Annotated in this window: 20 protein-coding genes; 10 read left to right on the top strand and 10 right to left on the bottom strand. The window is 70.7% G+C overall.

Annotated elements, in window-relative coordinates:
• Positions 1-127: 127 nt before the first annotated feature.
• Positions 128-1045, top strand: coding sequence for an MBL fold metallo-hydrolase (locus JYK02_RS39325; RefSeq protein WP_242589639.1), 918 nt, complete (start codon positions 128-130; stop codon positions 1043-1045).
• 4 nt (positions 1046-1049) lie between these two features.
• On the opposite strand, the gene JYK02_RS39320 is transcribed toward JYK02_RS39325, so the two are convergent.
• The 3 genes from JYK02_RS39320 to JYK02_RS39310 are packed head-to-tail and all read right to left on the bottom strand — an operon-like array spanning position 1050 to position 3662.
• Positions 1050-1844 (bottom strand): ABC-2 family transporter protein, encoded by a 795-nt coding sequence (locus tag JYK02_RS39320; protein ID WP_207058218.1) that lies wholly within the window; start codon positions 1842-1844, stop codon positions 1050-1052.
• A gap of 4 nt (positions 1845-1848) precedes the next feature.
• The gene (locus JYK02_RS39315) at positions 1849-2655 is read right to left on the bottom strand and encodes an ABC transporter permease (RefSeq protein WP_207058210.1); all 807 of its coding nucleotides are present in this window, start codon (positions 2653-2655) and stop codon (positions 1849-1851) included.
• Entirely contained in the window at positions 2652-3662 is a 1011-nt protein-coding gene (locus tag JYK02_RS39310; RefSeq protein WP_207058201.1) for an ABC transporter ATP-binding protein, read from the bottom strand. The genes JYK02_RS39315 and JYK02_RS39310 overlap by 4 nt, the downstream gene beginning before the upstream one ends.
• Before the next feature lie 58 nt (positions 3663-3720).
• Between JYK02_RS39310 and JYK02_RS39305 the strand changes: the two genes are divergently transcribed.
• From JYK02_RS39305 to pip, 3 genes are all read left to right on the top strand, one after another.
• Positions 3721-4884 carry a small ribosomal subunit Rsm22 family protein gene (locus JYK02_RS39305; RefSeq protein ID WP_207058199.1) on the top strand — a complete coding sequence of 388 codons (1164 nt, stop codon included), beginning with the start codon at positions 3721-3723 and terminating at the stop codon, positions 4882-4884.
• A 62-nt stretch (positions 4885-4946) separates the two neighbouring features.
• Positions 4947-5504 (top strand): outer membrane beta-barrel protein, encoded by a 558-nt coding sequence (locus tag JYK02_RS39300; RefSeq protein ID WP_207058197.1) that lies wholly within the window; start codon positions 4947-4949, stop codon positions 5502-5504.
• Between the two features lie 68 nt (positions 5505-5572).
• The gene (pip, locus tag JYK02_RS39295) at positions 5573-6538 is read left to right on the top strand and encodes a prolyl aminopeptidase (RefSeq protein ID WP_207058195.1); all 966 of its coding nucleotides are present in this window, start codon (positions 5573-5575) and stop codon (positions 6536-6538) included.
• 24 nt (positions 6539-6562) lie between these two features.
• Here the strand turns inward: pip and JYK02_RS39290 are convergent, their stop codons facing one another.
• Positions 6563-7588 carry a hypothetical protein gene (locus tag JYK02_RS39290; protein WP_207058193.1) on the bottom strand — a complete coding sequence of 342 codons (1026 nt, stop codon included), beginning with the start codon at positions 7586-7588 and terminating at the stop codon, positions 6563-6565.
• A 28-nt stretch (positions 7589-7616) separates the two neighbouring features.
• A complete protein-coding gene (locus JYK02_RS39285) occupies positions 7617-9014 on the bottom strand; it encodes a M20/M25/M40 family metallo-hydrolase (RefSeq protein WP_207058191.1) in 1398 nt (465 codons plus the stop codon).
• Between the two features lie 82 nt (positions 9015-9096).
• On the opposite strand from JYK02_RS39285, the gene JYK02_RS39280 reads away from it, so the two are divergent.
• The 3 genes from JYK02_RS39280 to JYK02_RS39270 all read left to right on the top strand — a co-directional run bounded on the left by JYK02_RS39280 (position 9097) and on the right by JYK02_RS39270 (position 12569).
• On the top strand, positions 9097-9471 hold the full coding sequence (locus JYK02_RS39280; protein ID WP_120552505.1) for a response regulator: 375 nt from the start codon (positions 9097-9099) through the stop codon (positions 9469-9471).
• Between the two features lie 15 nt (positions 9472-9486).
• Entirely contained in the window at positions 9487-10704 is a 1218-nt protein-coding gene (locus JYK02_RS39275) for a TIGR02266 family protein (RefSeq protein ID WP_207058189.1), read from the top strand.
• A 260-nt stretch (positions 10705-10964) separates the two neighbouring features.
• A complete protein-coding gene (locus JYK02_RS39270; RefSeq protein ID WP_207058187.1) occupies positions 10965-12569 on the top strand; it encodes a sensor histidine kinase in 1605 nt (534 codons plus the stop codon).
• Here the strand turns inward: JYK02_RS39270 and JYK02_RS40690 are convergent.
• From JYK02_RS40690 to JYK02_RS39250, 4 genes are all read right to left on the bottom strand, one after another.
• The gene (locus JYK02_RS40690; RefSeq protein ID WP_207058185.1) at positions 12566-14980 is read right to left on the bottom strand and encodes a tetratricopeptide repeat protein; all 2415 of its coding nucleotides are present in this window, start codon (positions 14978-14980) and stop codon (positions 12566-12568) included. The two genes, JYK02_RS39270 and JYK02_RS40690, sit on opposite strands and share 4 nt — an antisense overlap.
• Positions 14981-15235: 255 nt before the next feature.
• A complete protein-coding gene (locus JYK02_RS39260) occupies positions 15236-15400 on the bottom strand; it encodes a hypothetical protein (RefSeq protein WP_207058184.1) in 165 nt (54 codons plus the stop codon).
• Positions 15401-15425: 25 nt separating this feature from the next.
• Positions 15426-16565: a THUMP domain-containing class I SAM-dependent RNA methyltransferase gene (locus JYK02_RS39255; RefSeq protein WP_347402686.1), complete on the bottom strand. Its 1140-nt coding sequence runs from the start codon at positions 16563-16565 to the stop codon at positions 15426-15428.
• On the bottom strand, positions 16562-19174 hold the full coding sequence (locus JYK02_RS39250) for a response regulator (protein WP_207058182.1): 2613 nt from the start codon (positions 19172-19174) through the stop codon (positions 16562-16564). Before JYK02_RS39250 ends, JYK02_RS39255 begins: the two co-directional genes overlap by 4 nt.
• 339 nt (positions 19175-19513) lie before the next feature.
• Between JYK02_RS39250 and JYK02_RS39245 the strand changes: the two genes are divergently transcribed.
• Positions 19514-20527, top strand: coding sequence for a fatty acid desaturase family protein (locus tag JYK02_RS39245; RefSeq protein ID WP_207058172.1), 1014 nt, complete (start codon positions 19514-19516; stop codon positions 20525-20527).
• 387 nt (positions 20528-20914) lie between these two features.
• Positions 20915-23080 carry a glycosyl hydrolase family 18 protein gene (locus JYK02_RS39240; RefSeq protein WP_207058170.1) on the top strand — a complete coding sequence of 722 codons (2166 nt, stop codon included), beginning with the start codon at positions 20915-20917 and terminating at the stop codon, positions 23078-23080.
• Positions 23081-23159: 79 nt separating this feature from the next.
• Here JYK02_RS39240 and JYK02_RS39235 read toward each other — a convergent pair whose 3' ends face one another.
• Positions 23160-23909, bottom strand: a complete 750-nt coding sequence (locus JYK02_RS39235; RefSeq protein ID WP_207058168.1) for a 1-acyl-sn-glycerol-3-phosphate acyltransferase — start codon at positions 23907-23909, stop codon at positions 23160-23162.
• Positions 23910-24126: 217 nt separating this feature from the next.
• On the opposite strand from JYK02_RS39235, the gene JYK02_RS39230 reads away from it, so the two are divergent.
• The gene (locus tag JYK02_RS39230) at positions 24127-25020 is read left to right on the top strand and encodes an oxidoreductase (RefSeq protein WP_207058166.1); all 894 of its coding nucleotides are present in this window, start codon (positions 24127-24129) and stop codon (positions 25018-25020) included.
• Positions 25021-25024 lie beyond the last annotated feature (4 nt).

Here is a 25024-nt window from a genome sequence, read left to right as displayed (position 1 = left end):
GGGAAGGTCCTTCACTTCATGGGGGATGCGGCTTTCGCCGCAGGGGGGCGGCCCATTAACCCAGACGGACGCAAGACACCACCTCGGAATTCCTCTCAGCCCGACCTCACGGGTAGAATCGTCATTCATGCGAATGTTCACGGCCGCGGCGCTGGCGTCCCTCCTGTGGGGCTGTGGCGCGACCCAGCCCGTCGTCCCGACCCACTACCGCTCCCACTCCGCCCAGGAACAAGGGGACCGCAGGGTGGGTGAGTACATTTCCTCCGAATGGTCACTCCAGACGGCGTCGTACTGGATTGAAGGACCGGAGGGGCTGGTCCTCATCGACACGCAATTGCTGCCCTCCGCGCTGCGCAAGGAGCTGGCGTTCGCGAAGGACGTCACCGGCAAGGAGCCGAAGCTCGCCATCGTCCTCCACGCGAACCCGGAGAGCTTCAACGGCACGGCCCTGCTCAAGGAGCTGGGCGTCCCGGTCGTCACCTCCGGCCCGGTGCGCGAGCGCATCCCCGCGGTCCATGAGAAGTGGGCGCCGTCCCTCTTCAAGCAGTACTGGAACGGCCGCTACCCCCGGGAGCTCGTGCTCGCGGACAGCTTCGGTGACAGCACCCGCGAGCTGAGCGCGGCCGGGCTCACGCTGAAGGTCCACGTCCTGGGCGCGGGCTCCAGCGCATCCCACGTCGTCGTGGAATGGGAGGGCCACCTCTTCACCGGCGACCTCGTGGCGCGGGACACCCACAACTGGTTCGAGGGCGGCGACACCACCGAATGGCTCCAGCGATTGGAGGAGCTGCGCGCGCTGGGGCCGAAGTGGCTCCACCCCGGGCGCGGCCTCCCCGGAGGTCCGGAGCTGCTGGATGCGCAGGCCGCCTATGTGCAGGCCGTGCGGGAGGAAGTGACACGGGAGCGCCACGCGGAGCATCCCAGCAGCGACCCGCTCGCGGCGGTGGAGGCCCGGATGAGGGCGCGCTACTCCGGCTACGCCTACGTGAAGCTCCTGCCCCACGTGGTGCGCGCGGAGTGGGCCCGGCAGGCGCGCAGGCCTTGAGGCTTCAGCTGCTCGCGGACGTGTAGTGGCGGATGGACATGAGCCACACCCACCGCGCCACCGCCGCGAACGCCACCGCGCCCACCACCGCGCCCACGAGCCACGTCCACGGCAGCCGGCCCAGCAGCGCGAGCGCGGGGAACGTCGTCATCAGCGCCAGCGGGATGATGAAGGTGAAGACCCACGACAGCGAGCCCCGGAACACCGAGGACGGCCAGCGGGCGGCATCGAAGATGGACGTGAACAGGTACGTGAGGTTGTCCACCTTCACCACGAAGAAGGCCGCGCTCACCACGAGGATCCACATCGAGTAGAGGATGAGCATGCTCGTCGAGAGCAACACGAGCGACGCGAAGATGCCCGGCACGGACGGCCAGCGCCCCAGCGACACGAACGCGTAGACGAACAGCCCCACGCCGGACAGCACGTTCACCGCTCTCCACGGCAGGAAGCGCTGCGTGGACACCAGGAACTGCGCGTCCGCGGGCTTGAGCAGCACGAAGTCCAGCGTGCCCTTGCGGATGTGCTCCACCATGCCCGTGAGGCTGGGGCTGATGGCGCCCTCCAGCACGCCCTGCAACAGCGTGAACCAGCCCACCACGAGCAGCGACTCCTGGAACGTCCACCCCTCGATGCTGGGCCGCGCGTTGAAGACGACGAACAGCGGCGCCAGCGCCGTGAACGTCCACGCGAGCGACGTCAGCCCCTCCGCCAGGAAGTCCGCGCGGTACTGCAACGCCAGCAGCCCGGAGGCCTTCAGCTGCACGCCCAACAGACGCAGGTAGCGCTTCGCGTTCACCGCCCTACCCTCCGAACGCCGCGAAGCGCGCCAGGCCCCGCCGCCAGACGGCCATGGACACCACGCCCAGGCCCGCCACCCACGCCCACTGCGCTCCCAGCAACGTCCACGCCTCCTTCGCCGCGTGCGCTCCCGTCATCAACTCCACCGGCAGCCCCATCTGGTAGCGGAACGGCAGCCACTCGATGACCGTGCGCACGCCACCCGGGAAGAACTCCACCGGGAACATGTACCCGGAGCAGACGAAGAACAGCACCATGTAGACTTCCATCAGCTTCTGGCTGCTCTCCAGGTACAGGCTCAGCGTGCCCAGGAGCACGTTCAGATAGAACGTGATGAGCCACGCACCCACGATGCCCAGCGTGAACAGCCCCCAACCTCCCAGCGACGTGGGCACCGCCCGCTCCGCGCCCGCCGCCCACAGGCTGATGCCCAGCACGGGCAGCACCACGGCGATGCGCAGCGGGATGCCCGCCAGCACCTCCGTCGCGTACGCGAGCAGCGGGGAGATGGGCCTCAGGAGCCGCATCGCCAGCGTGCCCTGCTTCACCTCGTAGCTGATGAGCCACGCCACCCAGGAGCTGGTCATCTGCCGCACGCAGAAGGCCGCGAGGAAGTAGCCCGTGAACTCCGCCTGCCCGAAGCGGCCCACCGGTCCGCCCCGCGCCACCGCCGACCAGAGGGCCAGCATGATGAGCGGCATGGTGGTGGCCAGCACCCAGATGATCATCTCCGCGCGGTAGGCCACCGCCTCGGAGAAGCCGATGCGCACCATCGTGGGCAGCGCCTTGAGCGACGTGCGCAGGCTCATGCGGACGCCGCCTCCCGGGCGGCCTCCGCCCGGCGCGCCTTGCCCTCCTGGAACAGCTCGCTCATCACCTCTTCCAGGGGCGCGTTCTCCACCGTCAGGTCCGTCACCGGCAGCGTGGACAATGCGCGGCCCACCGTGGCGTTCACCGCGTCCTGCTGGACCTGGAGCACCGCCGAGCCCGGCTCGTGCGACACCACCTTGCCCAGCGGGGACAGCAGGCCTGCGTCCACCGGCTGGCCCAGCCGCAGCACCACGCGCTTCTCCGGGCGCACGCGCTGCACCAGCGCGTCCAGGCTGCCGTCGTAGGACAGCTGCCCCTTGTCGATGACGATGACGCGCGGGCAGAGCGCCGCCACGTCGTCCATGTAGTGGCTGGTCAGGATGAGCGTGGCGCCCGTCTTCTCGTTGTACGCCTTGATGAACGCGCGCATCGTCACCTGCATGGACACGTCCAGGCCGATGGTGGGCTCGTCCAGGAAGAGCACCCGGGGGCGGTGGATGAGGGCCGCCGCCAGCTCGCACTTCATCCGCTCCCCCAGGCTGAGCTGCCGGGTGGGCTTGCCGATGAGGTCCTCCAGCTCCAGCAGCGACACCAGTTCGTCCAGCGTCTGCTTGTACTGGAGGCGGGGCACGTCGTAGATGGCGCGGTTGAGCTCGAACGTCTCCGACGGCGGCAGGTCCCACAACAGCTGCTGCTTCTGCCCCATCACCAGCATGATCTTCTTGAGGAACGCCTCCTCCCGCAGCCGGGGCACGTGGCCATCCACGGTGACTTCACCCTCGGACGGGTGGAGCAGGCCGGCGAGCACCTTGAGCGTGGTCGTCTTGCCGGCGCCGTTGGGGCCCAGGAAGCCCACGCGCTCCCCGGGCTGGATGTCGAAGGTGATGCCGTCCACGGCCTTGACGGTCGTGTAGTTCCGGTGGACGAGCGAGCGCAGGGCCGCCTTCAGGCCAGGCGGGCGTTTGTGGACCTGATAGTGCTTGCGCAGTCCGCGGACGGAAATCATGGCGGGATGGGTTTAACGCGGTCGCCTCCGGGTGGCGACCCCTGATGTGAAGGCAACGATGAGCAACGCATACAGCAAGGACCTGGAGCGATGGCTGCCCCGGCTCATCTCCGTGTGGCGCGCGTCCCGGGGCCGGGGGGACGGGCCGGAAGGCCGCCTCACGCCGCAGGAGGTCAAGGAGGTGGGCGCGGGCGTGAAGCAGCTGTCGCTCGGCCTCACGCGGGACCGGCAGCTCGCCGGCGCCCGGTACATGGACGACCCGCGCCTCTTGGGCGCGTACCTCCTTTTCTACTGGCCGGTGTCCTACGCCCAGGCGCGCCACGTGCTGGGCGAGCTGCCGAACCGCCCGCGCCACGTGATGGACCTGGGCAGCGGCCCGGGCCCGGTGGCCTTCGCGGCGATGGACGCGGGCGCCAGCGAAGTGACGGCGGCGGACCGCAGCAAGCCCGCGCTGGAGCTGGCGCGCAAGCTGGCCACGGAGGCCGGCGAGGCGCTGGCCACGCGCGAGTGGGATCCGCTGAAGAAGAACGCCACGCTGCCGGAAGGCCAGTACGACCTCATCACGATGGGGCACGTCGTCAACGAACTCTACGGCGCCACGGATGAAGCGCTGAAGCCGCGCGCGGCGCTGTTGGAGTCGGTGCTCGCCAAGGTGAAGAAGGGCGGCAGCCTGCTGGTGATGGAGCCCGCGCTGCGCGAGACGAGCCGCAACCTGCTCAAGGTGCGCGACCTCCTGGTGGAGCGCGGCTACGCCATCCGCGCGCCGTGCATGTTCCGGGGCGCGTGCCCCGCGCTGGTGAAGGAGACGGACTGGTGCCACGCGGAGCGCCCGTGGCCCATGCCCAAGGTGGTGGAGGAGCTGGCGCGCGTGGCGGGCTTCCACAAGGAGTCGCTCAAGATGAGCTACCTGGTGGTGGCGCCCAAGGGCGAAGCGTGGCCGGAGCCGCCGCCGGGCCGGCTGTTCCGCATCGTCAGCGAGTCGCTGGAGGGCAAGGGCCGCCAGCGCTACATCGGCTGCGGGCCGGAGGGGCGCGTGGGCCTGGCGATGCAGGAGCGCCACCGCTCGGAGAAGAACGAGAAGTTCTTCCACCTCCAGCGCGGCGACGTCATCGAGGCGACGGACCTGGAGACGAAGGGCGACGGCTACGCGCTCGGGGAGAACGCCGAGGTGCGCATGGTGGCCCAGGCCGGCCGCGGCGTGCCGCCCGCCCAGAAGCCCTGAGCGGACACGACCAGGGCGCGGTGCCCGCTCCGTAGGAAGGGAGCCCTTCTCCCGGAGGCACCGTGCCCCGCAGTCCCCCCGCGCTCACCACCCTCCTCTTCTTCCTCGCCGCCACCGCCGCCCGCGCGGAGGACCCGGCGCCGCTCCAGGGCCCCTGGGTGGGCGTGACGCTGTCCACCAGCTCCGCCTTCGACGCGGGCATCCGCGAGGCAGGGCTCAACCTGTCCACGGTGGAGTACGAGTCCAGCGTGGGCCTGGGCGTGCGCGCGGGCTACGACGTCCTGTCGTTCGCGGGCGCGTACGCGGAGCTCCAGGCGGACGTCCACTACACGTCCTTTGGCGGAGGCCTGCGGCTGCTGACGCCCACGCGCACCTTGCGCGCGGGCCTGAGCGCGGGCCTGCGCTTCCTTCCGCAAGACCCCACCCTGCCCTTCTTCACCGCGGGCCTCCTGGCGGAGGTCCGCCCCTGGGAGCACCTGGCCTTCGGCCTGGAGGTGGGCAAGGCCTGGCCGCTGAAGGACGAGGTGACGCGTGATCAGCAAGGGGCCACGCCCCAGCGGACCCTCACCCTGGACGAAGGCCCGCTGCGGGTCGTTCTGGGGCTGACGTGGTACTTCTGAACGGCTCGCCTCGCGGGCGGAACCTGTTGCTAGGCTGCGCCGCACCTCATTCCCCAGGAAGGAACCCCGTGCCCGCCACCACGCCGCTGCGCACGCTCTATCCCCCGCTCGAGCCCTACCGCACCGGCCAGTTGAAGGTCACTGGCGGCTACACGCTGTACTTCGAGGAGTGCGGCAACCCGAAGGGCAAGCCCGCGCTGTTCGTGCACGGCGGTCCGGGCGGCGGCACCGACCCGAAGCAGCGCCGCTTCTTCGACCCCAGCGTGTACCGCATCATCCTGTTCGATCAGCGCGGCTGTGGCCGCAGCACCCCGCACGCCAGCCTCGTGGAGAACACCACCTGGGACCTGGTGGCGGACATGGAGCGGCTGCGCGAGCACCTGGGCCTGGAGCGCTGGATGCTCTTCGGCGGCTCGTGGGGCAGCACGCTGTCGCTCGCGTACGCGGAGGCGCATCCGGAGCGCGTCACGGAGCTGGTGCTGCGCGGCATCTTCCTGTTGCGCAAGCAGGAGATCGACTGGTTCTACCAGCGCGGCGCGGACGCGATGTTCCCGGACGCGTGGGAGCAGTACCTCGCGCCCATCCCGGAGGAGGAGCGCGGCGACCTGCTGAGCGCGTACGCGAAGCGCCTGATGGGCGACGACAAGCACACGCAACAGGAGGCCGCGAGGGCCTGGAGCGTGTGGGAGGGCCGCACGAGCTGCCTGTACCCCAACGCGGAGCTGGTCGCGCGCAACGCGGGGGATGACTTCGCCATCGCCTTCGCGCGCATCGAGTGCCACTACTTCGTCAACAAGGGCTGGATGCGCAGCGACACCCAGCTCCTGGACGACGTGCACCGCATCCGCCACATCCCCGCCGTCATCGTGCAGGGCCGCTACGACGTCGTCTGCCCGCCGGAGAGCGCGTGGGCCCTGCACCGCGCGTGGCCGGAAGCCCAGTTCGTGATGGTGCCGGACGCGGGCCACTCCGCGAACGAGCCCGGCAACACGTCCGCTTTGATTGAAGCCACGGACCGCTTCCGCGGCCTGTAGCCCCCGCGAGCACGGGCCAGGACGTCACATGTCCTGGCCTTCGGGCTCCGGGTCGTCCATCCGCCACTCGCACTGGCGCGCGGTCCACACCAGGTGGGCCGCGTGCTGGTCCGCGATGGAGACGTTGAAGCGCCGCCACGCGTCCGCGCCCGGCTTGTCCGCCACGACCTTCACCCGGGACAGGTCCTCCCGCCCGGGCTCCGTCAGGTAGGGCGACTGCACCAGCTTCCCGCAGCCGGGCGCCATCAGTACGCCGCTCGGCATGGGCGAGCTCTCGAGCTCGGAGGCGAGCGACACCGCCGCCATGGGCATCCCCAGCTCCGTGAGCACCTTCACCACGCGCGACTCGCGGGACATGCAGCCCGGGGTGAGGTCCTTGAGGAGCTGATCCGCGACCTGATTGCCCTGCTTCGCCGACGCCTGGAGCTCCGCGATGCGCACCTTCTGCGTCCGCTGCTCCTCCGGCGAGCAGGCCCCCAGGCACTGCCCCTTCAGCAGCACCTCCGTCAGCACCGTGGAGCCATGGGACACGCGCAGCAGCAGGTCCGACGCCTTGCACTCCATCACCGTCTTCGGGTTCACCCGCTGCTCGGTGAGCACCAGCCCCGGCGCGTCCGGGAACGGATGCGTGGCCTCCACCTTCGCGTCCGTCTGGAGCGGCGACTTCAGCGCGTTGGGCGTGGGGCACGACAGCGCGGCGTCACCGGTGAGCTGCTGCACGGAGGCCGTCCGGGCCCAGGGCCGCACCAGCGCCATCGCGCCCTCGGCCTCCTCCTTCGTGCCGCACACGCCCAGCACCGCGAACTGCCTGCCCGCGGGCAGCCCCGGCAGTGCCTTCGCCGCCATCACCTTGGGGAAGCCCTTCGCCGGCTTCACCCACGCGAGCGCGCGGTCCTTCTTCAGCGCGGCCAGCGACTTCGACAACGCGGGGGCCTTCGCGCCCTGCTCCAGCACGACGGCCCAGGGCGCTTCCGCTCCCAGGGCCCCCGAGGCGGACAGGACACAGCTCAGGGCGGCGAGGACACTCCAGACGGGACGGGGTGAGCGCATGGGGCGCGCACTCCATCCCATTCCACGCTCAACCGCGAGGGGTCAGCGACTTCGCCAGTTCCTCGTACAGGTGGATGGCGGAGCGGATGGCCTTCTCCCAGTCGCCCAGGTGCAGGCTCTCGTTCTCCGAGTGGGCGTACGTGTACGGATCCTCCACGCCGATGAGCAGCGCGGGCACGCCGCCCAGCTCCTTCGCGAACGGCTCCACGAACGGGATGGATCCACCGCACCCGATGGTGACGGGCTTCTTCGCGTAGCCCTTCTCCAGCGCGCGGAACGCCGCCTGGAAGGCCGGGTGCGACGAATCCGTGTACCACCAGCCGGACGCCTGGTCCTCGCGGATCTCCAGCTCCAGCCCCCACGGGCACACCTTCTTCAGGTGCGCCACCAGCCGGCGCTGCACGTCCTCCGGATCCATGTCCGGCACCACGCGGATGCCCACGCGCGCCCACGCGGACTCCACGATGATGTTGCGCGCGTCCTTGCGGCTGCTGGCCTGGATGGCGTTGATGGCCAGGCTCGGCTGGCGCCAGTTCGTCTCCCAGGGGTGACGCCCGCCGCCCAGGAGCTGCACGCCTTCGCGGATGCCCGCCTGCTCACGGAAGGTGGCCTCGTCACCGGGCAGCGCCTGGATGCTCTGGCGCTCGTCGGCCGTCAGCGGCTTCACCTGCTCCATCACGCCTTCGATGGCGATGGAGCCATCCGCGTGCGTGAGCGTCGCCAGCATCCGGCACAGCGCCATCGCCGGATCCGGAATGGGCCCGCCCCACATGCCCGAGTGCACCGCCTGGTGCAGCCCCCGCACCTCCACGTCCACCGTCACCAGCCCGCGCAGCGCCGTGGTGATGGACGGCAGCCCCGTGTCGAAGTTCGTCGTGTCCGTCAACACGATGGCGTCCGCCGCCACCAGCTTCGCGTGCTTCTGGAGAAATGCACCCAGGTGGTCACTGCCCGCCTCCTCTTCACCCTCGATGATGACCTTCACGTTGAGTGGGAGTTGGCCGGTGCTCTTGAGCCACGCGTCCACGGCGGAGGTGTGCACGACGATGCCCGCCTTGTCGTCCGCGGCGCCCCGGCCATACAGGCGGCCGTCGCGCAGCTCCGGCTCGAAGGGCGGGCTCTTCCACGCGGACTCGTCTCCCGCGGGCTGCACGTCGTGGTGCGCATAGAGGAGGAGCGTGGGACGGCCCGGCGCCTTGAGCACCTCGCCATAGACATACGGGTGCGCGCCCTCGATTTCGAGCAGCTGCACGTTTTCAAAACCACGGTCCTTCAGGAGGGCCGCGGTGGCCTCCGCGCTCTTGCGCACGAGGGCCGCGTCGAACCCGGGGAAGGACACACTGGGAATGCGTACGAGGGCCTTGAGGTCCTCCAGGTACGCGGCCTTGTGGGACTCGAAATGGGACAGCGCGGGGTCGGTGGACATGCCCACCCCTTAACCCAAAAGCCGAGCAGGCACGTGGGATGCGCACGCCCAAACGTCGCGCGTCTTATGTATCCTGCCGCCCATGCCTGGACTACCTACCCTGCTGTTGGTGGATGACGACAGCTTCGTGCGTCGCATCCTCAAGGACGTCATCGCGGACACGGGCATCGACCTGCGGCTGCTGGAGGCAGCGGACGGGGAGGAAGGGCTGGCGCTGGCGCAGAAGGAGCAGCCGGCGGTGATGTTCCTGGACCTCTTCATGCCGAAGAAGAGCGGCCTGGAGGTGCTGGGCGCCATCAAGAGCGTGTCGCCGGACACGCGCGTGCTGGTCATCAGCAGCATGGACGCGGAGCCGGTGGTGGAGCAGGCCATCGCCGCGGGAGCGATGGGCTTCGTGGGCAAGCCCTTCCATCCGCTGGAGATCGCCGCCGCCGTGCGCCAGGCGCTGGCATCCTGATTCCTCGAGGTCCTCGTGTCGTCATCCGCTGTCGGTTACTGGGTGGGAGATTCGCTCGGCCGTGTGCTGGGCCCCCTCCAGCTGCAAGCATTCCGCGACCTCATCGCCTCCGGGCGCCTGAAGACCGCCGTGCGCGCGTCGCGCGACGGAACGAACTGGATCGCGCTCCAGGACCTCCCGGAGGTGCGCGACCTGTTCACCACCGCGGCGCCCACGCCCTCCATCGAGACCCAGCAGGCCGAGCGTCTGCGCAACCAACTGCGCGGCCTGTTGCACCTGCCGCCGCACGAGGTGTTCGGGCTCAAGCCGCAGGCCACGCTCGACGAGTTCCGCCTCGCCTTCTTCCGCATGGCGAAGCGCTTCTCCCCGGAGCACCTGTCGCCGGACCTGCACCCGGAGCTGCGCAAGGTCTCCGTTGAGATCTTCGACTTCCTCTCGCGGCGGATCCGCGAGGCGGAGACGCTCTTCCTGCAGGGCGCGCTGCATCCGCCCGCGCCCCCGCCGCCCCGGCTGGACATGGGTGGCGCGCTGCCGCCCGCGCCGCCCGCCTCGCCGCTGCCCTTGAGCGGATCCGCGCCGGTCGCGCGTCCGCCGCCCGTCGTCACCCCGCAGGCCGCGCCGCCCGCGCGCCCGGTGGCCGCCTCCATTCCACCGACGCCGGTGCCGGGCACGATGACGCGCCCCACGGCCGCCTCCATTCCGCCGACGCCGGTGCCGGGCACGATGACGCGCCCGGTGGTTCCGGCCGCGCCGCCCCGGCCTCCGCCGGTGATGACGCCCACGGCGGCACGGCCGGTGACGCCACCTCCGCCGGCGCCCGCTCCCACGCCGCCTCCGCCCGCGCCCATCCGGCGTGCCGCCCCCGCCCCCGCGCCCTCGTACTCGAGCGCCGAGTTCGTGGGCCTGGAGCGCCGCTCGGACGACCGGCTGCACGCGGACGTGAAGGTGACGATGAAGAACACGGGCATCTTCACCGACCACCGCATCATCAACCTGTCGTCCGGTGGCCTGTTCATCGGCACGGACCGGCCGCTGCGGTTGGGAACGCAGGTGGAGTTGACGCTGCGCTTCGATGATCCAGAGCGGGTGATGACCCTGCGCAGCTCCGTCATCTGGGAGAACTCCCTGGACGACGGCAAGAACCCCCGGGGCTACGGCTTGCGCCTGAGCGCGTTGCGCGCCGAGGAGCGGGACTTCATCCAGCAGTACGTCCGCCGGACCAAGAAGCCCTGATTAGAGCAGCTGGCCCAGGAAGACCGCGCCCATCGCCACGAAGGCCACCCACACGGCCATGACGGACTTCAACTCCAGGTCCCTGCGGTCCAACACGTTCGCGAAGTTCATGGTGCCTCTCCAGTGATCAACGCCTTCACCCTTCCTTACGGCGCCCCCGCGCGGCGATTGCCTCGGGGCCCCGGTCCCTCCCGTGGCACCGGGCATCCAGCCGGGGAAGCGGACGTCTCCGGGCGGTGGATCACCGGGCCGGTGCGGCGATGAGCGACACCCCTCCGCCGGGCACGCTGGACGGACTGCTGCCCGCGCTGCCGGTGCCCCTGTTCGTCGTCCGGGGCGACCGGCTGGTGTTCGCCAATACGGCGCTGCGCACGCTGCTGGGCCTGCCCGAGGACGTGCTGCCGTCGCTGCTGGAGCTCACCGCCCGCTTCGGGCCGGACGAGCGCGCGTGGGTGGAGCCCCTGCGTGAGGCGCTGGCGCGCGGCGAGCAGCCCATGCCGGTGCAGCCCGCGTTCGTGCGCATGCGGGGCGCGGACGGACGCCAGCACCTGCTCTCTCCACTCTCCGCGCCGGGCCGCGTGCCGGAGGAGCGGCTGGTGCTGCTGCTGGACGCGGAGGGCGGGGACGCGGTGCGCAAGCTGTCCACCGTGCTGGTGTCCACCGCGGCGGAGCTGTTGCGCTGCCGTGACGAGACGCAGGTGCTGGAGCTGGCGGTGGACGCCGTGCACCGGCAGGGCTTCTACGTGTCCGTGATGCTGCTGGAGGGCGACTTCCTGCGCCACGGGCCCATGCGCCAGGAGGCGGAGAGCCTGGCCGCGGCGGAGCGGCTCTACGGGCAGGACGTGCACACGGTGCGCTTTCCCCGCTCCGGGATGCCGCATTTGACGGAGGTGCTCACGAGCCGCCGCGCGGCGTTCCATCCGGACGCGTTCAGCATGGCGCGGCGGCTGCACTCGCCGGAGGTGGCGGACGCCATCCAGCGCATCTACCCGCCCGGCTCGCGCGCGCTGGACGCGCCCATCTTCGTGGGGGACGAGCCCTTCGGCGTGTTGTCGGTGCAGTCCACCACGCTGACGCCCGCGAACGCGGGGGCGCTGGAGCTGTTCGCGCAGCTCATGGGCGGCGCGCTGGAGAACGTGCGGCACCACCGGGCGGCGGAGGCGCGGCTGGCGGAGGTGTCCCGCCTGCAGAGCGAGCTCATCGCCAGCGAGCGGCTGACGGTGCTGGGCGAGGCGGCGGGCGTCGTGGCCCACGAGGTGCGAAACCCCCTGGGCGCCATCCTCAACACGGTGGCGGTGCTCAAGCGCGAGCCGCGCCTGGGGCCCGCGGGTGCCTCCGCGGTGGAGATGCTGGAGGAGGAGGCCATCCGGCTGGAGGACATCGTGCGCGACCTGCTGGACGCGGTGCGCCCGCTGGAGCCCCGGCCGCGCCCCGTGTCCCTGGGCGAGCTGGTGCACCGCGCGCTGGGGCAGCTGCTCCACGGCCGCGAGGAGCTGCCGAAGCCGCGCGTGGCGTTCGACGAGGCGCCGGACGTGCCGGACCTGTCCGGCGACGAGACGCTGCTCCAGCTGGCCGTCACGCACCTGATGCGCAACGCCATCCAGGCCTCGCCCAAGGGCGGCACGGTGCGAGTGGCGGTGCGCCGCGTGCCGGAGGGCGTGTCGCTGGGCGTGGAGGACGAGGGCCCGGGCATCGCCGGGTTGGATCCGCAGCGCGTCTTCGAGCCCTTCTTCCTCACACGCGCCAACGGCCGCGGCCTGGGGCTGGCCATCGTGCGGCGCGTGGTGCTGGCGCACGGGGGCAAGGTGAGCGCGGGCGCGCGGCCCGAGGGCGGCGCTCGCTTCGAGCTGGTGCTGCCGCTCTAACCTGCCTGCTGCCACCCAGGGCATTCCCTGGCGGCGCCAGCGCTGTCTGCGGCGAGAGCCTGGCGGGCACGGGCGGCGCCTTCGTCAGGCATTGCGGCCCGTATATCGTGAGCTGCCGATAGGACGCCCCTGGCTTCAAGATACCGCGTGAGTGCATCGCAGATGAGGGCTGCGTCGTGGGTCTTGAGCCCCAGCCTCGTGAGCACATTGCCCAGGTTGTTCTGCGTCGCGGCCCAGTCCAGCGGCACCCGCTCGCGCGTTCTCTCCTCCAGCGCCGCCCGGTAGGCCACCACCGCCTCCTCAAGGCGCTCCGTCCCCGACTCCCGCTTCCCGAGCGTCGTGAGCGCGACGCCCAGGTTGTTCTGCGTCCCGGCCCAGTCCAGCGGCACCCGCTCACGCGTTCCCTCCTCCAGCGCCGCCCGGTAGGCCACCACCGCCTCCTCAAGGCGCTCCGTCCCCGACTCCCGCTTCCCGAGCGTCATGAGCGCGACGCCCAGGTTGCTCTGCGTCGCGGCCCAACTCAGCGGCACCCGCTCGCGCGTTATCTCCTCCAGCGCCGCCCGGTAGGCCACCACCGCCTCTTCAAGGCGCTTCGTCCCCGACTCCCGCGCCCCGAGCGTCATGAGCGCGGCGCCCAGGTTGCTCTGCGTCGCGGCCCAACTCAGCGGCACCCGCTCGCGCGTTCTCTCCTCCAGCGCCGCCCGGTAGGCCGCCACCGCCTCCTCAAGGCGCTCCGTCCCCGACTCCCGCTCCCCGAGCGTCATGAGCGCGGCGCCGAGGCTGTTCTGCGTCGCGGCCCAGTCCAGCGGCACCCGCTCGCGCGTTCTCTCCTCCAGCGCCGCCCGGTAGGCCGCCACCGCCTCCTCAAGGCGCTCCGTCCCCGACTCCCGCTCCCCGAGCGTCATGAGCGCGGCGCCGAGGCTGTTCTGCGTCGCGGCCCAGTCCAGCGGCGCCCGCTCACGCGTTCCCTCCTCCAGCGCCGCCCGGTAGGCCCCCACCGCCTCTTCAAGGCGCTCCGTCCCCGATTCCCGCGCCCCGAGCGTCGTGAGCACATTGCCCAGGTTGTTCTGCGTCGCGGCCCAGTCCAGCGGCACCCGCTCGCGCGTTCTCTCCTTCAGCGCCGCCCGGTAAGCCACCACCGCCTCCTCAAGGCGCTCCGTCCCCGACTCCCGCTCCCCGAGCGTCATGAGCGCGACACCCAGGTTGTTCTGCGTCGCGGCCCAGTCCAGCGGCACCCGCTCGCGCGTTCTCTCTTTCAGCGCCGCCCGGTAGGCCCCCACCGCCTCTTCAAGGCGCTTCGTCCCCGACTCCCGCTCCCCGAGCCTCATGAGCGTGCTGCCCAGGTTGGTCTGCGTCGTGGCCCAGTCCAGCGGCACCCGCTCGCGCGTTCGCTCCTCCAGCGCCGCCCGGTAGGCCACCACCGCCTCCTCAAGGCGTTCCGTCCCCGACTCCCGCTCCCCGAGCGTCATGAGCGCGACGCCCAGGTTGTTCTGCGTCGCGGCCCAGTCCAGCGGCACCCGCTCGCGCGTTCGCTCCTCCAGCGCCGCCCGGTAGGCCACCACCGCCTCCTCAAGGCGCTTCGTCCCCGACTCCCGCTCCCCGAGCCTCATGAGCGTGTTGCCCAGGTTGTGCTGTGTCATGGCCCATTGCACGGGCGAGTCGCGTCGCGTCCATGTCTTCAGGCATTCCTCGTAAAGGGCGATGGATTCTCGGAGGGGTTCATCCTGCCCACTCTGCGAGCCCAGGACATAAAGAGCCTTGGCGAGGACGCCTGCCGTGGAGGCCCGGTCCCGCGCATCCCAGGAGGCGCCGCGCGTACGAAGGAGATACCGGACCTTGTCGGTGAAGCCCGGGAGCTTGTCGGCGAGGTAGCGCCCCTCGTTTGAGAATTCGCTCGAGGCCTGCGTGAAGACAGCCAGGCGCAGCACGGTCGACAGGTCGTCCCAGAACAACTCCGGGAGACGCTGCGCCCGCTCCCGCTCGTAGCTCTTGGGAACAGCTGCCTCCCGCTTCATCTCCCGCGGACTGTCCGCCCATGTCAGGTAGAGCTGCGGGACCGCCGCCGGGCCGCTCCCCATGACGCTGCCCCAGATGAGGACATCCGCGTGCATCCTGCGGAGGTACTTCCGTGCGGCCTCGTGGCCAGCAGCCTCGCTATCCTCGGCGATGGTGAAGCCCACGGGCGTCACCTCGAGATACGGCTCCTCCTTCAGGTTGCCCTGAATGACGTGCCAGAGCTCGTCGTCGGCATCCCGCTCCAACCTGGCCACCGCGACCCGGAAGGCCCTGGGAGCCGGAGGGGACTCGTCGACCCGCACCTTCGCGACGAGCTCCGTCCCCCACTGCACCGCGGGCAGCTTGACGATGTCCGCCCACTGCCACACCACGAGCGAGGCGAGGCCCACCACCACGAGCAGGAGGCGGAGGGCCTTGAGGCGCGGGGGGTGCCGCCTGGCCCACCGCGGTGCCCAAAGGGCTCTCCACAGAGCGTCCCGAGGGCCCGAGGGGACGTGTTCTTCGTCAGACGAGGTTGCGTCAGGGGAGACGCGGGGCGCCCGGTCGTCCGGCTTCTGTGATTTCGGAGGGGTGCGAGACATGACAGCTCACGGTGCCCTCCCCTCCTTCCCACCACGGCCCTGGGTTGTGTCGGGAGGGCTCAATGAACGCTAGTCACGGCGCCCCTCCTGGGGACCTGTTCGTGGCGGGGCGGCGCGGTGGAGCAGCACCCTGCGGTGCTCGACGTCACTCGGGCCCAGGCTGCCCACGGTGCGTTCCGTCAGCGGGTGGCACTCCTCGCCGCCGAGCAGGTGCTCCACGGTGAGGATGCGCATCGCGGAGGCATCCTGGAGACGCACGCTAGGACGGGCCCGCCAGCAACAACAGACAGCGCAGGCCGCCGTTCTTCACGTTGAGCGAGCGCGCGTTCTTCAACCCCAGCGACGCCACCAGCTTGGGCTCCTCGGGGACGATGAGCGCCTTGCTCCACTCGCGGAACGCGCCGTTCAACGTCGCGCCCAGCGCGCGGTAGAGCTCCGGCAGGTCCTCCACCTCGCCCACGCGCTTGCCGTAGGGCGGGTTGGCCACCACCAGGCCCGGAGCGCCCTCGGGCGCCTTCAGCGTGCGCAGGTCGTGCCGCTCCAGCGCCAGCGTCACGCCCGCGCGCTTCGCGTTGCGCCGCGCCGTGCCCAGCGCGCCCGCGTTGAGGTCATACCCGCGCACGGGCGCGCGAGGCTCCGCCAGCCCCTCGGCCTCCGCCTCCGCGCGCCGGCGTGCCCAGGCCTGCGAGTCGTAGGACGGGAAGGACTGGAACGCGAACGTGCGCAGCAGGCCCGGCGCGCGGCGCTGGGACAGCCACGCGCCCTCCACCAGGAACGTGCCCGAGCCGCACATCGGATCCACCAGCGGCACGTCGCCCGCGTAGCCCGCGAGCCGCAGGATGCCCGCGGCCAGCGTCTCGCGCAGCGGCGCGCGCCCCACCTCCTGCCGGTAGCCGCGCTGGTACAGGGGGGCTCCGGACGTGTCCGCGCTCACCGTCCAGCGCTCGCCCTCGCCGCGCACCAGCAGCGTGAGCCCCGGTCCCCCGTCCTCGTCGTCCAGGTAGCCCGCGGCCGCCACCTCGCGCTGGTTCCAGGCCACGGCCGCGGACTCCAGCACCACGGCCGGCCCGGGGGCCACGGAGCGGTGCAGCGTCACCGACATCCGCAGCGGCACCTTGCCGTCCCAGATGTCCGCCAGGGGCAGCGCCTCCAGCCCGCGCACCAGGTCGTCCGCGGTGGGCGCCGTGAAGGTGCCCAGGCGCAGGAGCACGCGGCTCGCGGTGCGCAGGTGCAGGTTCACCGTCTGGTGCAGGCCGGGCGGGCCCTCGCACTCGATGCCGCCCTCCACGCGACGGAACGGCAGGCCGCGCTCGCGCGCCTCCGCCTCCAGCGCGGGCTCCATCCCGGGCAGTGTGGACACGTAGACCGTTTCGCCCGTCCGGGCCCTTGCGTCCGTCACGCGGGCCGCGTCCTCGCCACCGGGGCGGCGGCGTCCAGGGCCACCTGCTCCAGCGCGCGCTCCATCTGGTTCAGGTCATACGGCTTGGGCAGCAGCACCACGCGCGACAGCACCTTGCTGTCCTCCCCCGACACCGCGCGCGAGTCCCCGGACGCGATGATGATGCGCAGGGCCGGGTAGCGCCGCACGACCTCGCGCGCCAGCGCCACGCCGGACATGCCCGGCAGCGTCACGTCCGTGAAGAGCAGGTCGAAGGGCTCCTTCGCCAGCGCCTCGCTCGCCGCCTCCGCGCTCGCCACCGCGCTCACCGAGTGCCCGATGTCCGTCATCAGCTCGCACGCGGACTCGCGGATGTCCGCGTCGTCCTCCACCAGGAGGATGCGCAGCGCGCCCCTGCCCTCCGGCTCCGGCACGGGCGCGGGTTCGGGCTCGCGGTACTGCCTGGACATCAGCCGCTGCTCGCGGCCCTTGAGCATGGAGCGGATCTTCCGCGCCAGGTCCTCGCGCCGGTACGGCTTGGACAAGAGGCTCACGCCCGGGTCCAGCCGGCCGCCGTGCACGATGGCGTTCTCCGTGTAGCCGGACGTGAAGAGCACTTCCAAATCCGGCAGCAGCGCCTTCGCCTGCCGCGCCAGCTCCGGGCTGCGCACCGGCCCCGGCATCACCACGTCCGTGAAGAGCAGGTCCACCGGCAGGCCGCTCTGGATGACCGCGAGCGCGCTCTGGCCGTCGTGCGCCTTGAGCACGCGGTAGCCCAGCTCCGTGAGCACCTCCACCACCGTGGCCCGCACCGCCGCGTCGTCCTCCACCACGAGGATGGTCTCCGTGCCGCCCTCCACCTGCCCCGTGCCGGTGTCCGCGGGCTGCACCGCGGTCTGGAAGGTGCGCGGCAGGTAGATCTTGATGGAGGTGCCGTGCCCCACCTCGCTGTAGATCTTCACGTGGCCGCCGGACTGCTTCACGAAGCCGTACACCATGCTCAGCCCCAGGCCCGTGCCGCGCCCCTCCGGCTTCGTGGTGAAGAACGGCTCGAACGCGCGCGACAGCACCTCCGGCGTCATGCCCGTGCCCGTGTCGGAGATGGCCAAGAGCACGTACTGCCCCGGCGATACCTCCGGGTGCAGCATCGCGTAGTGGTCATCCAGCATCGCGTTACCCGCCTCGATGGTCAGCCTGCCCCGGCCGTCCATGGCGTCGCGCGCGTTGATGGCCAGGTTGAGGATGACGTTCTCCAGCTGGTTGCGGTCCACGGACGTGTTCCACAGCCCGCCCGCGATGACCGTCTCCACCTCCACGTCCTCGCCCAGCGCGCGGCGCAAGAGGTCGTCCATGTCGCGCACCAGCCGGCCCAGGTTGAGCGCCGTGGGCGCCAGCGGCTGACGGCGCGCGAACGCGAGCAGCTGCGAGGCCAGCCGCGCCCCGCGATCCACCGCGCCCAGCGCCGTCTCCAGGCGCCGCAGCGTGCGCGTGTCCCCCACCGCGTCGCGCTGGAGCAGCTGGAGGTTGCCGCTCACCACCTGGAGCAGGTTGTTGAAGTCATGCGCCACGCCGCCGGTGAGCTTGCCCACCGCCTCCATCTTCTGCGCCTGGAGCAGCGCGGCCTCCGCCTGGCGGCGCTCCGCCTCGCTCTCCTCCAGCGCCCGCGTGCGCTCGCGGACCAGTTCCTCCAGGTGGTCGCGGTGGCGCGCCAGCTCGTCCTCCGCCAGCTTCTGCGCCGTCATGTCGTGGCCCTGGACGAAGATGCCGGAGACGCTCCCGTCCGCCTCCACGATGGGCTGGTAGACGAAGTCCACGAAGACATCCACCATCGGCGTCCCGGGCTCACGCTGGAGCCGCAGGGCCACGTTGTGCCCGACGAAGGGCTCACCGGTCTTGAACACCCGGTCCAGCAGGTCGATGAACCCCTGTCCCGCCACCTCCGGCAGCGCTTCCCGGCAGGGCTTGCCCAGCAGGTCCCGGTTGCCGACGAGCTGGAGATAGGAGCGGTTGGCCAGCTCGAACACGTGCTCGGGCCCCTTCAACGAACACATGAAGCCCGGAGCCTGCTCGAACAGGCGCCGCAGGTGCCGGCGCTCGTCGTCCAGCGTGCGGTTGACCTCCTGCACCGCCTGGGCGCGCGCGAGCACCCCGCTCATCAGCTGGGTCCGCGGTGCGCCCTGCTCCAGCGAGGCCTCCGCGTCGCGCACGGCCTGCTTGAGCTGCTGCAGCTCCGTCACGTCCACCGTGTGCTGGAGGATGAAGGCCACCTCGCCGCGCCCGTCCAAGAGGGGCGTGTGCGTGGCGCTCCAGTAGCGCTCCTCCTCCACCACGCCGCCCCCTTCCTTCTGGCGGGGCACCCGGTAGGGAATGAGCGCCAGCGTGTCCAGCGTCCGCTCCGTCAGCACGCGGGAGAACGAATCGCGCAGCATCCGCACGCTGGCATTGGCCGGGTCGTCCGGGTCATGCGGGAACGCGTCGAAGACGTTGCGTCCGACCAGGTCCTCCAGCCGGCTGGCGGTCACCCGCAGGTAGGCCGAGTTCGCGGTCACGTACCGCAGCTCCCGGTCCAGCAGCATGTAGGGATTGGGCGACAGCTCGAAGAGCGTGCGGAAGTCGAAGGGTGCCTGCATCCATTCACCGGGGAGGTCCAGGGACCTCGCCGCCTTTCCTGGGGGGCCGCCGCGAGACGCGGGAAAGGGAGTACCCGTCCAGTCTACGGACAACACTCCTCGAGCACCGTTCAAAAGGCCCGGGCGCCCGCGCTTCCCGTGCGACAGACCCCCTGGAAGGTCGCCTTCTGGGCACCACTCAACACCCGGCCCCCACCCCACCCCTTGGACCTTCCACGTCCGTCCTGACTGGAAGGCTGGGCGGGTATTCCAGAGCTCACATTTACTATGATATGAGATTATTACCACTAATGCGGTGCATGCCCGAGGGCTCGCACCCGGCAGGAGGTCTGTCTCCAGATGCTCGCCGTTCCAGAACCGTTGTCGATGGATGACGCGGAAGCAGTCACCTCCCGCGCGTTCGACCGCCGCGCCCTGACAGCGTCGGTGCGGGAGCTGTCGGTGGTGGCCAACGGGCGCGGCCTTTGGGCGGTGACGCGCCAATGGCTCATCATCGCGCTGGCGGTGGCGTTCGTGGTGCAGGTGGACCGGTGGTGGGCGTGGGTGCTGGCCGCGGTGGTCATCTCCACGCGGCAGCACGCGCTCTTGAGCCTGGTGCACGAGGCGTCGCACTACCACCTGTTCACGAACCGGACGCTCAACGACGTGGTGGCGGACCTGCTGTGCGCGTTCCCCACGAACATCACCACGGCGGGCTACCGCAAGGAGCACGTGGAGCACCACCGCTACGTCAACACGGACAAGGACCCGTACTGGCGCACGGCGCAGCGCGACCACGCGTGGATGTTCCCGCGCACGCGCTGGGGCGCGGTGCGGGTGCTGCTGGGGGACATGGTGGGCTACTTCTCCCTGTCCCACCTGCGCATCGTCGTTCCCTGGTCCTATACGGGCCGCTCCATGGGAAAGGGCGGCCCGCCCGTCTCCCGCGCCGAGCACATCCGCTACACGCTGTGGCTGGTGGGGCTCATCACCTTCCTCACACTCACGGGCGGCTGGCTCTACTACCTGCTGCTGTGGTCGCTGCCGTCGCTGACGCTGATGATGATGGCGTTCCGCATCCGCGCGGTGGTGGAGCACCCCTTCACCCCCGCCACCCCGGACGAGACGCACGAGACGCGGGACGTAGCGGCCGCCACGTGGTTCGAGCGCTTCTTCATCGCGCCCTTCAACGCGAGCTACCACCTGTCCCATCACCTCTTCCCGTCCGTGCCCTACTACCACCTGCCCGCGCTGCACGAACGGCTCAAGCAGACGGACCTCTACCGCCCCGGGGAGAACCATTTCCAGACGTACCTGGGCGGGGAGAAGAGCGCGTGGAGCTTCATGACGTCCGCCGGCCGGAACGAGGCCTGATTCATTGCATGTGAAGGATTGAAGCAGCACGTGTAACAACACGGCTGCCTTTCCCCTGGAGGCGCCCCCGTGGCGCCTCCAGGCGTGGGAAGGGGCCGCCCGTCCCTGCACCCACCAGGCGCGTTTCACTCTGAAGCCAGACGCCCGCCGCGCCGCTGATACAGCGGCCTGGCGTCCTCGTGACGTGCCGAAATACCCCACCCCATGGCTTGAACGCTGACGACGAATCGCGGTGTTTCTCTGCCTGCGATTTGCCAGGTCCCCCTTTGCACGCCCGCCAATCCAGGCGCGGCGTACGGGCGACCGGGGGACCCCCGCCGCGCGCCGCGAGCGGAGGAACGCAGCACCCCCGGCCCCGCCTTTTTCACCTGGCCGTAGGAGCGAACTTTGAGAAGGCAGCTCATTGGGTTCCTCGTGGCGTTGGGCGCGATGCACACCGGCTGTGGTGGTGCGCCGGACTTCACCTCCACCGCGGGCGACGAGGACTCACTGTTGACGACCGGGGACGCGCTCGCGAGCGCGACCACGATGTTTGACGATGCGCTCGGCTCGGGCTGGCAGGACTGGTCCTGGGCGACGCACAGCCTCAGCGTGACGAACCCCGTGTACGCGGGCACGCGTTCCGTCTCCGCGACGTTCGGCCCCTGGAAGGGCCTGTACTTCCACCACGCGGGCGTGCCCACCACCGGGTACGGCTTCGTGGAGCTGCAGGTGAACCCGGGCGCGACGGCCAACCCCGCCATCGCGCTCTACGCGAGCGTGGGCGGCGTGGCCAAGCCTCCCGTGGCGCTCAACCCCACCTGCGCCGGCGGCACGCTGAAGGCCAATGCGTGGACGCTGTGCCGCATGCCCCTGTCCACGCTGGGCGCGGCGAACACCACCCTGGACGGGCTGGTGGTGATGGAGAACGCGGGCCGCACGCTGCCCGTGATGTACTTCGACAACGTGCGCCTGGCGGCGAGCACCACCGCCCCTTCCGCGCCCACGGCCCTGAAGGCCACGGGCTCCACGACGGACGTCGCCCTCACCTGGGGCACGGTGACGGGCGCCACGGGCTACCACGTCTACCGCGCCACGACGCAGACGGGCACGTACACGCGGCTGACCTCCTCCGCGCTCACCGCCGCGTCCTACAAGGACACCAGCGCCGCGGTGGGCACGACGTACTGGTACGCCGTCACCGCGCTGAACGCGGCCGGTGAGAGCGCGAAGTCCACGGCCGTCTCCGGCAAGCGGACCTCCACCACCGGCGTGAGCGTCAGCGTCACGCCCACCACCGTGACGCTGTCGCGCGGCGGTGTGCAGACCTTCACCGCGCTGGTGACGGGCAGCAGCAACACGGCCGTCACCTGGAGCGTCCTGGAAGGCTCCACGGGCGGCACCGTGAGCTCCAGCGGCACGTACACCGCGCCGCAGACGGCGGGCACGTACCACGTCGTCGCCACCAGCAGCGCGGACACGACGAAGAAGGCCACCGCGGACGTCGTGGTGACGGGCCCGGTGGGCAGTACGAACAAGTGGGTGTCCGGCTACTACACGGGCTGGAACGCGGATGAGTACCCGCCGGAGAAGGTGGACTTCAGCGCGATGACGCACATCATCGTGGGCCGCGTGACGCCGAAGGCGGACGGCACGGTGAACGCCGTCTTCGACAACTCGAACGGCTCCGCCATGGCGAAGACGCTGTCCACGCGCGCGCACGCGGCGGGGCGCAAGGCCATCATCATGGTGGGCGGCGCGGGCGAGCACGCCGGCTGGGTGGGCGCGGCCACCTCCGCGAACCGGGAGAAGTTCGTCCAGAACCTGCTCAAGGTGATGGACGACCACGGCTACGACGGGCTCGACATCGACTGGGAGCCGGTGGAGGAGGTGGACAAGCCGAACCTGCTGGCGCTGGTGCAGCGGCTGCGTCAGCTGCGGCCCAACATGCTGCTGACGTTCCCCATCGGCTGGGTGAACAACAACTTCAGCACGGACGCGGAGCTCAAGTGGTACCCGCAGCTGGCCCAGTCCCTGGACCAGGTGAACATCATGTCCTACGAGATGATTGGCGTCTGGGACGGCTGGGATTCGTGGTTCACGTCCGCGCTCAAGGGCGAGTCCGGCACCCACCCGACGTCCGTGGAGTCCAGCCTCAAGGCCTGGGTGAACGCGGGCATCCCGAAGGAGAAGCTGGGCATGGGCATCCCGTTCTACGGCCTCGCGTGGCGCAACATCACCGGCCCGCGCCAGCCCTTCACCAACTGGTCTGACTACGTGGGCGGGGACAACTCCTTCACGTACAAGAAGATCCTCGCGCTCTCCAAGACGGGCACGCTCAAGTGGGACACGGCCGCGCAGGCCAACTACGTCACCTTCAGCACGCCGGTGGAGGACGGCACCGTGCGCTGGATCACCTACGACGGTCCGGAGGCCATCCAGGCCAAGGGCCAGTACGCGAAGGCGAACGGCTACGGCGGCACCATCATCTGGACCATCAACCAGGGCTGCACCGACCCCGCGACGGGCGCCAACCCGCTCCTCACGGAAGTGAAGAAGGCGTTCCTCCAGTAGCCGGAGACGGCTTGAAACAGGACGGCCGCGTGGGCACCCGCCCGCGCGGCCGTTCTCATTGCGGGGCCCCCAGGGACGCTCAGGCGGAGGGCGGCACCGCGGAGGGCGGCGCGGTGGGCGCCACCGGATCCGTGCCTCCCGCGTAGACCCCCTGGTAGGCCGGCGGCAGCAGCGCGGCCACCCGGCGCATCATCGCGTCCACCAGCGCCTGACGGGCATCGGAGGAGCCCGCCACCTCCGGCTCCAGGTCCTCCATGCGGAAGGCGGGCCCGAAGGTCACGGTGACGTCCGCGTGGAAGAGCCGCTCGCCGCCCATGTCCGAGTCGTTGATGGGCATGAGCTTCTCCGTGCCCGTCAGTGCCACCGGGACGATGGGCACCCCCGCCCGCTTGGCGATGAGGCCCACGCCCTTCTTCGCCTGGAGCAGGCCGGCGGAGCGGCTGCGGCCCCCTTCGGGGAAGATGAGGACGGACTGGCCGCCCTTGAGCAGCTCCACGCAGCGGCGCAGCGCTTCGATGTCCGGCGAGTTGGGCGTGATGTCGATGGTGTCCATCGTCTCCGCCGCCAGCCGCGTCATCACGGTGCCGTGCAGCTTCACGCCGGCAAGGAAGACGACGTTCCGGGGACGCAGCGCCCGGTAGAGCGTGAAGCCATCCGCGTTGGACAGGTGGTTGCAGATGAAGAGGCAGGGGCCGGCCGGCAGGTCCTTGAGGCCGTACACCCTCGCGTGGGACAGCCGTCCCCACACGCCATGCATCAGCCCGCGCACGACGTGGCGGCGGAGCCCGTAGGGCAGCAGTGACATCAGGGCGAAGAGAACTCGGAGCACGGGCCGGACCACGTCCTTTCCGGATGGCTGGACGTCCTCCCTGAAGATGTAGTCCTGCCCGGTGGGGTGGGTCAGCGGTCCTCCTGGAGCGCCGGTCTGCCCGCCTGCCCTTCCGTCATCCAGCCAACGATGCGCCTGCCCTTCAGGCCAAGCACGAGGAGCGGGAGGCGGCACCCCCGTCCACGCGGCCCCGCACCCCGCGTGTTATGGGAGGCCCATGAGCGCTGAAGCCACGCCCTCCCGAGCGAAGCGGCCCGTCGAGTACGAGGCCACCGTCACCGAGCTGCGGATGGAGACGCACGACACGGCGACGCTGCTGCTGGAGCTGGATGCGGGGGCTGGGCCGCTCGACTACAAGGCAGGCCAGTTCCTCAACATCGACCCGCACCAGTTCCGGGCGCTCGCGCACCAGTGCGCGTACCTGCAGGAGCAGAAGGGGCGCAAGGAGCCGCCGCGCTCGTACTCGCTCGCGTCCGCGCCGCATGAGCGGCACGTGGCCATCACCGTGAAGGACGAGGAGTTCATCCCGGGCGTCACGCGCTACGCGCCGCTGCTGTCGCCGCTGCTGGTGCACGGCCGGCTGGTGGGGGCGAAGCTGAAGGTGACGGGCTTCATGGGGCCCTACGTGCTGCCGGACGACGTGACGGAGCGCACGGACCACGTGCTGCACGTGGTGGCGGGCTCCGGCGCGGTGCCCAACTTCGCCATCGTGAAGGACGCGCTGCACCGGGGGCTGAAGCTGCGGCACACGTTCCTCGCGTCCAACAAGACCTGGGGCGACATCCTCTACCGCGAGGAGCTGGCCGCGCTGGAGCGCGCCGCGCCGGACCGCGTGCGGGTGGTGCACACGCTCACGCGCGAGACGGACGAGACGAAGTACGGCCCCGGGGTGCGCAAGGGCCGCGTCGCGGAGGCGCTCCTGCACGAGCTGCTTCCGGACCGCGACACCTGCCTGGTGTACGTGTGCGGACCCGCCATCACCCCGTGGGACCGGCGCAAGGCGCTGGAGACGCGCACGCCCGCCACGCCGCGCTTCATGGAGGCGGTGCTCGGCCACCTGCACGCGCTGGAGATTCCGGACAAGCGCATCAAGCGCGAGGCGTACGGCTGACCGG

This window comes from Corallococcus macrosporus (assembly GCF_017302985.1).
GTDB lineage: Bacteria > Myxococcota > Myxococcia > Myxococcales > Myxococcaceae > Corallococcus > Corallococcus macrosporus_A.
Note: the sequence above shows the minus strand (reverse complement) of the source record. Positions and strands in the feature narration are given on the sequence as shown.